At 34.9% G+C, this 8,865-nt stretch carries 8 protein-coding genes; all 8 read right to left on the minus strand.

The window, feature by feature from the left end; genetic code table 11:
• Positions 1 to 612: 612 nt before the first annotated feature.
• Positions 613 to 1,368 (minus strand): acylneuraminate cytidylyltransferase family protein, encoded by a 756-nt coding sequence (locus TES5_RS14400; RefSeq protein ID WP_068562671.1) that lies wholly within the window; start codon positions 1,366 to 1,368, stop codon positions 613 to 615.
• Positions 1,365 to 2,273, minus strand: coding sequence for a Gfo/Idh/MocA family protein (locus TES5_RS14405; RefSeq protein ID WP_068562672.1), 909 nt, complete (start codon positions 2,271 to 2,273; stop codon positions 1,365 to 1,367). The genes TES5_RS14400 and TES5_RS14405 overlap by 4 nt, the downstream gene beginning before the upstream one ends.
• Complete coding sequence (locus TES5_RS14410) at positions 2,273 to 3,253, minus strand: Gfo/Idh/MocA family protein (RefSeq protein ID WP_068562673.1); 981 nt, start codon at positions 3,251 to 3,253, stop codon at positions 2,273 to 2,275. The genes TES5_RS14405 and TES5_RS14410 overlap by 1 nt, the downstream gene beginning before the upstream one ends.
• Positions 3,254 to 3,269: 16 nt before the next feature.
• Complete coding sequence (locus TES5_RS14415; protein WP_068562674.1) at positions 3,270 to 4,670, minus strand: oligosaccharide flippase family protein; 1,401 nt, start codon at positions 4,668 to 4,670, stop codon at positions 3,270 to 3,272.
• Positions 4,654 to 5,751 (minus strand): polysialyltransferase family glycosyltransferase, encoded by a 1,098-nt coding sequence (locus tag TES5_RS14420; protein WP_068562675.1) that lies wholly within the window; start codon positions 5,749 to 5,751, stop codon positions 4,654 to 4,656. The genes TES5_RS14415 and TES5_RS14420 overlap by 17 nt, the downstream gene beginning before the upstream one ends.
• Positions 5,748 to 7,214: an O-antigen ligase family protein gene (locus TES5_RS14425; RefSeq protein WP_068562676.1), complete on the minus strand. Its 1,467-nt coding sequence runs from the start codon at positions 7,212 to 7,214 to the stop codon at positions 5,748 to 5,750. Before TES5_RS14425 ends, TES5_RS14420 begins: the two co-directional genes overlap by 4 nt.
• Before the next feature lie 21 nt (positions 7,215 to 7,235).
• Positions 7,236 to 8,198 (minus strand): glycosyltransferase, encoded by a 963-nt coding sequence (locus TES5_RS14430; protein ID WP_068562677.1) that lies wholly within the window; start codon positions 8,196 to 8,198, stop codon positions 7,236 to 7,238.
• 423 nt (positions 8,199 to 8,621) lie between these two features.
• A partial coding sequence (locus TES5_RS14440; protein ID WP_198143374.1) for a transposase occupies positions 8,622 to 8,865 on the minus strand: 244 nt, incomplete at its 5' end.

Genomic DNA, 8,865 nt, shown 5'->3' on the forward strand with positions numbered 1-8,865 from the left:
AGTCTCTTTCGTGACCCTATTCTGTGTGTACTTCAACTTTTTGAGACCGCACGCTGCCTTAGAAAAGAAGGTACCTGTGTTGATTCCTGAGCTGGACAAACTTCCCAATATGCCGGCTAAATGGACAAAATTAATCTCTTTATCCCAAGAGTGGCTGATGGACCAAACCCCTTAACTTTTGGCACCTGAGCCCTCTAAAAAAAGAGAACCAATTAACTAAACAAACGGCGGAGCGTACTCTTGACAATCCGAATGGCCAATGGTTTAAAATTTCCTGAGACCAAGGGCTACTTTGTGCTGCTCCTTTTGTATACCGTCGCCCTTGACGGCAGAGGAAGAAACCATTGGCTCGGTTGTCAAGAGCGTTTGTTTCACCCAACTTTGAATAGTAGGGCACGGATTTTCACATCACTTCATTATTCATAGCAGTTTCCATAGAATTTTTGGCACTACCAATTTAATAATATATTTTGTAACCCTATTATTCTATCATGCAAAAGTAAGAAAGAAACACTTAAGTTTATTTTCCAAGCATTTCTATTCCATCTTCCACATTTTAAACCGTACAAAAGCCTAGAAATCACATCGATTTCTAGGCTTTATTATGAAGATTTATAAATTCAATTTTGGAATGTGGTCATAAATCTCTTTGATTCCGGTATCTTCTTCTAAGAACTTTTCATATAAGTAAGACATCCAGATGAAGTCTTCTTCAGAATCAATGTCTAAAATCAAATAATCTTTCATTTTGATTATTCCACAATTCCCTTCAAAAATGGCTTGATGTTTCTCTAGGAATTCTGGATCATAAAGATACATGGAAGCATTCATATCATAAATTTTTGGAGCTTGTTGGCGGGCAGTATACGTAGACGCATTAACTAAAGAGACAAAATCTCCTTCTTCTTTTACCATATTAAAGAAGGGATTTCTTCTAGAATCGACCACAGAAAATACTACATCAAACAATGGTTGGTCAATTTTAGTTTTCAATAGATTTTCAATATCTTTTACCGTTCTCATTGGGGATGTTAAATCCAAGTCAATGACAACATCATATTGAATTCCTTTTCTCTTTTTACATTCTAGATAGGTATCTTTAATGACTCCAATTTTACTTGCTGAGTCACCCGCCAGCTCTACTTTCCGTTCTACTAACAAGATATCCGGATATCCCCCCACCATATCTTGTAATTCAGTACTATCTGTATTTAGTGCTACATCAATATGTGCGTCTATCCCTTGTTTAAATAAATCAATTGCTGCTAATGTATAAGAAATAAGCGGATAACCATTAAAAGATTTCAGATTTTTCCCCTTTAATCCTTTTGATCCAGCTCTACCACATATTGTCATTAATATATTCATACTTGCTCTCCCTTAGCAATTGCTAAAATTTGTAAGGCATGTACCAAATTATTTTGATTTGTATTTCCTTTCATTACATCATCTAAAAAATAGGAAATTTCAGAAACATACATATCATTGGTCTCTTCATTATAAGAAGTGATTTCTCCGGTAGAAAGTACTGTTTTTGTATTTTTGTAAAAATCAAATATATATGTATCTTGTTCTGTAATCAGTTCTAACTTCCGTTGTGAAGTTTTACCAAAATAATCTACATGAATTTCAACAACTTTATCTATATAACCTAATAGGTAATTAGCTGTGTCATTTGAATGGATTTCTAAATTAGACATCTTACCTATTATACTTTTCGCTTCTTTAGGAAGTCCAAATAAATAAGTGGCATAATCTAACTCATGAATACAGTCCAATTCAATACCACCACCTAATTCCTCATTAGCTGAATAACTTTCACGATAATCTTCATTTCGCCAAGTTGGAAGGTAACTAGAACAAATAATTCGAGCATGCAAAACTTTTTCTTCTGCAATCAAGTCTCTCGCAGCTTGCATCGTCTTTTTGTAGCGTAGCGGTGCAGCAATATAATAGCGATCTTTTTCTTCAAACTCATCAATTGTATACGTACTTTCAAAAAGGGGCTTTTCTACAAAGTACCACTGTGCTTTCCCTTGTAATATTTGTAAAGTCTCATAATGCAAAGAAGTTGGATTCGTTATAAAGGCGATATCATAATCAGAATCTAACTCGTTTATATCATAGACATTTTTTATTCCGTCTATTGCCTCTGGAGACTTCTTATTGGAACGAAAAGCGTGAACTTCTAAATCTTGTGACCCCACAATTGATTTAAGATTCAATAGATGACGTTTACCAATAGAACCTAACCCGAAAAAAACGACTTTCATTAGATTCCCTCCTCAAACGTGTGGATCCAATCGATTACCTTTTTATCTTGTTCAAACGAATATTTTGTATCCTGAATGTCGCCACGCAATAAAGCAATGTATTCTTTTATTTCTTCTAGATAAGCATCCTCAATAATGTTTTTAGCGTATCCCTCTTGATGTTCGAACGTATCGTATAACGAAACTGCTTGCATCTGTTTCGCTTCATGAGACCACTCTTCTAAAGAATCAGGGGTTCCACGCCATTCTATTTGAGTGGATTCACCGATAATCTCTAATTCTCGCTTCGCAATTCGTGAAACGATGTTCACATTGAGTGTTCCAGTAATTCCAGATTCATGTTTTAGAAGAACGGAGTATGTATCAGGATAATCAATCTCTAAGTTGCTAATTTTTGAATGATTTACCTCAGCGGATACAATATCACCAAATACTGTAGTGAGCCATGGTAATTCAATAGCAAAGATTTCTCGACATCCATTTGTTTCTTTGTGAGAAACAAAAAAATCTTTGTAAGATTCCCAAGGATGCCAATCCGCTAAGTATTGTCCTACGTGATAGCGATAAGTAACTTTTTGGTCCTCCATTATTCTCTCTGCCATATAAGCAATTTCCTTGCGGTGTAGAAACGTAGAAGATAGGTATAGGTGTAACTTTTTTTCATTTGCCAAAGCCATTACTTCATCATAATAATGGTTTAAAAGGTTAATCTCTGTAAACACATGCACATTTAAATGAAGAGCTTCTTTTATAATGGCTTCATGAGAAAGTGGTGACGTGCTGATTACAACCCCATTCAAGTCACTTGTCCACGCTTCTGTAAGACTGCTAAAGCAAGAAATATTATATATTTCCTCAACCTCTGATTGGCGGTCAGCTCTTCCATCAATGCCCACTAATTCTATCTCAGGGAAAGATCCTTGCATTAAACGTATTCTTCTCTTCCCCATTGAACCTAGTCCAATGACTGCAATTTTCATTCACTTATCACTCCAATCACCTAAATTTTATCCTCTTAAAGAAGAAGAAAACAACAATCCCTAAAATCATAACCAATATATATCGTATTAATATATAATCAGTCAGCATAAACAATACAAATGACATGATGACAATAAAGAAACTAATTGTCACAATCATTTTAGTATCAAATAATTGGCGACCAAAAATCTTTTTCGCCAAGAAGTAATGGAATATGAACAATAAAAAATAAGAAATAACGGTTGTATACCCTGCCGCCATATAGCCATACATCGGAATAAAGATATAGTTAAGTATAATATTCATTGCTGCACTACTCATGGTTCCGAACGCGATATACTGCGTTTTCTTTTCATAAAACTCTACGTTAACTGGTAAACTATACAAGAATTGAAAATAGTAGCCCAAGAGAACGGGAATAAGTAAAGGAATCCCTGCTTGATAGTCAGGCGGAGCCATTATTTTAGCCACATCTATCAAAACTAGCATACTCATTAATGTGATAACTCCAAAAAGCATTAAGTAATTATTAGATGTCTTTTTAATAGTCGTGTAATCCCGCTTATTCATTTTATCATAGAACCAAGGAACCCAAGCATTGTTACTAGAAGCCCAAAGTACACTCAATACAATCCCTAAGTTACTGATATAGGAAAAAATACCCGCATCAAAAGATCCTTGGAAAGAGTTAATCATAATCCGGTCAGTCTGACTTAATAGTACATTTGATAAGGAGTGCGGAATGAGCGGAAGTGAAATTTTTAAAGCATATTTCCAGTATGTAAGATTTATAAATTTTTTCCCTTTTACAATTAGGACGATATAGATTAGTAATCCAATGACAGTAAAGGCAGAAGCACTACCTACGGCCCTTCCTACATATCGATTTCCATCAAACATTGTAAACATTAATGCAAGTGAAAAACCAATATTCATGAATGTACTCAAGATGGATATGGCTAAGAATCTAAAATACTGAACATTAATTGTAAAGTAAGCCGATATAAAGTTAATTAAGAAGTTTCCAAAAGCCTGAAAAATCATCACGTTAAATAGTGTTTGCGGTAAATCAAAAAAAGAATTACTGAAGAGAAAATAACTATTTCCTAAAACTAGGAAGACTACAAAGCTTAGAGAAGATAAAAAGACGGTAGAAGACATAAAGCCTTTCATATCGTCTTTGAAGTCGAAATTGGCATTATTAATTGCCCCATTTAAGCTTAGACCAACAAATAAAGCAAAAATGGAAGCAATCGCTGTATAGTTATTTACTAATCCATATTCGTCTACCGTCATAATATTCGTAAATAAAGGAATTGTGATAAAGTTTATTCCTTTAATAAAAATATTTCCAATCGTATACCAAAAACTAGATTTTACAAGACTGGAGGATTTTAACTTATTCATTATATTCATGTGGTTTTTCCTCCATCATTTCAACTAATTCCTCTGGCGTTTTAGGCATCATAACGTTCCGATATCCCCTCGAGTGGTATCGTTGGTAAAACTCGCTGACCCCTTGAAATACTTTCTCAGTACGCTCATCTTCAGATGAATAAGCTTCATTATGAAGAATAAAATCGGTTAATAAGATAAACCTATTCGTAATACCAAAGATTAGCTTAGGTGTAAAGGTTGCTGTAGATAAGGCACTGACAAATACCGTTTCCTCAAAATCATAGGCAAGAAAGCTTAACTCAAAAGGCAAGTTTGTTTTCAATAATTGAAACTCTTCCCCGTATTTTTTTGGGTTTGTACGGGGATGGAGTTTTACGTATAGCAATCGATTCATTGCGGCATTTGATACAGCTTCTAATACTGCCTCTTCCTTGACCTTATATCCATCAACCTCAAGAGGCTGATCTAAAAATAAGACAGCACGCTTAATTTTTTCTCTTTTTTCTCCAATTCCAAAAATACGTTGAAGTCTACGGTACAACTCATCGGTTGGCTGGATGGGCGGTAGCTGATGCATCTTCTCTTTTTCATTAATATTACTTAATGAAGGATCGTAAAGATAATAACCACTAAACTCTGTGAGGAACATACTATAGGGATTCACTAGGTTCATTACTTTCTTCCGAAAACCAGAAATATTGTGCAAAGTAATGTTCAGATAGCTAGCTAACCCATCTTCTATATAACGTAATTCGGTTTGCGGATTATTTTTCTTTGAAATACCAAAAAGGATTTTTAGAAAGTAGTTTCCACCTTGGGTAAAAATAATGTCATACTGAATAGCTGGATCCAGTTCTACCATCACATTCCGATTTAAGAGGACATTTATTTTACTTACAATTGAAGAACCCATCTTTTTGTAATCCACAAAGTAAACATTATGGAAAATATTTTCTTTTTGAATGTTCTCAAAGACAGACTCTGCACCGTTAAATTCCCCATAAACATATAAATCAGCTTCTACATTTTGAAAATAGGTCTGTTTCGTATTAAGAATATTGATGATATGCAGAGGAGTCCACGCTATAAAAGCAATCATTCTTTCACCACTCCATCAGTAAATAATTTATTTTTCCGGAAATGCTGTAACAATCCTAAGTAATACCAAAACACAATCGCTACAACGTCTTTTACTTTGAAAATAATGTGGCTTTCCACAAAATCTTCTGCAAAAAGTGAAAGTAGCAAGAAAAACATAATAGCTACAATCTGATAGTCAACTGTGTACGATTTATAGGATAATAAATATAAAATATTATCTTTAAGATGAAGAATAAAGAAAACAGCCATCACAAGAAATCCAATGATTCCCGACATAATAAGTGTTTGGATATAAACATTATGCATATTCCCATGTGCCCTTTTTAATTCATTCTTATCTAAGGTAGACAGCTTGCTCTCGTCAATCTGTTGGCTTACTTCAATTCCATCCCTATAAAAGTATGCGTCAGTAGCACCAAATAATGGGAACTGTTTAATTACATCAATCGCAGCTGTCCAAATTGTGAATCTACCTGAGCTCACTTCAGCATCATCTGGAGAATGTTGAATAATAACTTTTTCAACTTCCTCACGTTTTAAGCTCTCTTCTTTTCTAACTTCTTCTGTTTTACCAATATCTCTTACTCCTCGAATAGCTCCAGGAACATAACCAAGCCCATCCTTAAAGGTACCTACTCCGCCTGTTAATAGTATGAGGAATACTCCCAACTGTATAAATAGCCTTCCCCATTGTTTTGCTTTAGGCTCTGATTGTTGTTTCATTCTAGGTATAGCAATAAACAATGTACAAAGGATGACAAAAACGGTAATCGTAAGTTGTGTTCCTCTAGAAGATGCTAGTAAGAAGAATAAATATTGAATTGCTACATTTATCCATCCAATAATTGTGAAACTGTACCATTTCTTTCTTTCGGTTAAGTTGTTAATGATTGAACCAACTATCGATAGAACACCAAAAATAGAGCCTACGTTAGGACTTGTATAAATTCCAAATAAGCGAGAAGCAACAAAGCCTTGGCGTGCACTAGCATCACCACTTGGTATAATATACCCTACTTGGAAAACAAACATTATAACTGAAATGAAACTAGCGACAAAGACCGTCCCTAACAATATTTTATTGAATTTTATTAAGTTTTTAATTGTATCTTCTTTTGCTTGATCGGGATCAATCGGATAAAGAACAAAGAACGACGTTACTAAATATACCCAATTATAAACGCCTCGTTCAAATTGATGTTCAAAGTTCAGGAGGATAGAGACTGCGTAAACAACCCCCATTGCAAATAAAATATACCAATAATTTTGTTTGAACATTTTTCTTTCTGTGAAGAAATCTACTGCAATGATGATACTACCCCATCCAAAGCAAATCCATAAAGGAATATATTCTACGTCAAAGCTACTCGGCATAAAATAAATGAGGCATAAAAATAAGTATACATGCCGAAAATTATCCCAGCTTAGTAGCCAGTTTTTTGTCTTTTGTAAAAAACTCATTGTTTGTACTCCCAACTCTAATCACTTTTTTAATACTTTTCGATATAGGTAGCCATATAAATGACTATTTGTTTTTAACAACAACAGCGCTGCGATTTTTGCCTTACTCGATACAGAATTTCTTGTAATAGCAGCCTGATACTTTTTGATATCACTACGTAATTTCTGAAGGTAAGTCTTTCTTATATCGTCTTTTTTAGCCACCGATAATTTAAATCCAGTGGAAAGGAACCCATCTAGAAGGTTATCCAAGGCATAAGGAGCCATTTGTGGAAAATCTTTTGATACTTCTTCTAAAAGAATTTCTCTTTGCTTCACATTATTATACTGCTGCTCACTGAATGTCCGATTCACTATACTTACAGGGTTGTCTAGGTAATTATACCCAATCTTCTCAGTAATGGTAACTTTGGAAGCAGCTTTAAGAGCATGATAACTAAACATCACGTCTTCATACAGCACACCTTCCGGGAAACGTACCTGCTGTAGAACGTGGCGTCGATATAACTTATTCCAAACATAAAATTCTACACCATTCCAAACGAAATACTTATGAAGCACTTCACCAATATCATCAGACGTAAAATTGCCACTATTCAGTTTTTTTTCATTCTCACCATTCATCCGAACTACGTTACACACACCTATATCAGCTTCTTCGCCTTTCATGCGTTGCATTAAGGTAGAATACATATCTTTTTCTACAGAATCATCTCCATCTACAAATGCGATGTATTCTCCCTTCGCAATATCAAGGCCTGCATTTCGAGCCGCTGATGGTCCTCCATTTTTTTGATGAATCGTACTAATACGTGAGTCTTTCTTTTCAAGCTCCAAGCTTATTTCTTTTGTACGATCGATTGATCCGTCATTAATGATAATTATTTCAAAGTCCTGAATTTCCTGAGCTAGAATTCCCTCAACTGACCGAGCTAAAGAATCTTCTACATTAAATGCTGGCATAATAAAACTAATTTGAACCACTCGTCATCCTACTTTCTGATCAATTTATTCTTTATTTTCGTAAGACTTTCGAATAGATAGTACTTCTTAAACGATTCGGCACAAGATTCACCACTGTTTGAGCACCTAGTCGAATCATAAAGTCGACAGGACTCGATAACCCAACAGCATATATTTTCTTTTGAGCAATCAGACCATCCTTGAAGTATTTCCAACCTCCGCGACGCTCATACATCTCTTTACCCCTGAATTATTCATACCATACCAAATCTTGATATGAATAACCCTATTTCATCTGCAATATTGGATTTTTCGCGGAGTTGTTATTTTTTTCCTTTCAAAACGTCTCTTAGAGACGAAAAGAAGCACGGAATGCGATTGTTATTGTGTTTTAGGGCATACTAATCCCTTTGTTCGAAAGATTTTTTTTAAATTAACGGGGACTCACCAAGACAAGGATTGAATTTGCCGTAAGATATGAAAAAATTCGTTTTGATAGACATGATGGGTACTGAGTTTTAGCATCATGCGTCTTCCGCTGTGGATCAGTTTCCCAGCAATCTTGAAAAACCGAAGACGAATACTCTGTATCTGTAGGCCTTTGGCCTTTTCTGGGAAAGCTAGTGTACGCATAAAATTGTTGATGTTGTAGGAAAGCAAGCTGACCATCATGCGAACAGCATTCTCC

This window comes from Trichococcus sp. ES5 (genome assembly GCF_900067165.1).
GTDB classification, from domain to species: Bacteria; Bacillota; Bacilli; order Lactobacillales; family Aerococcaceae; genus Trichococcus; species Trichococcus flocculiformis.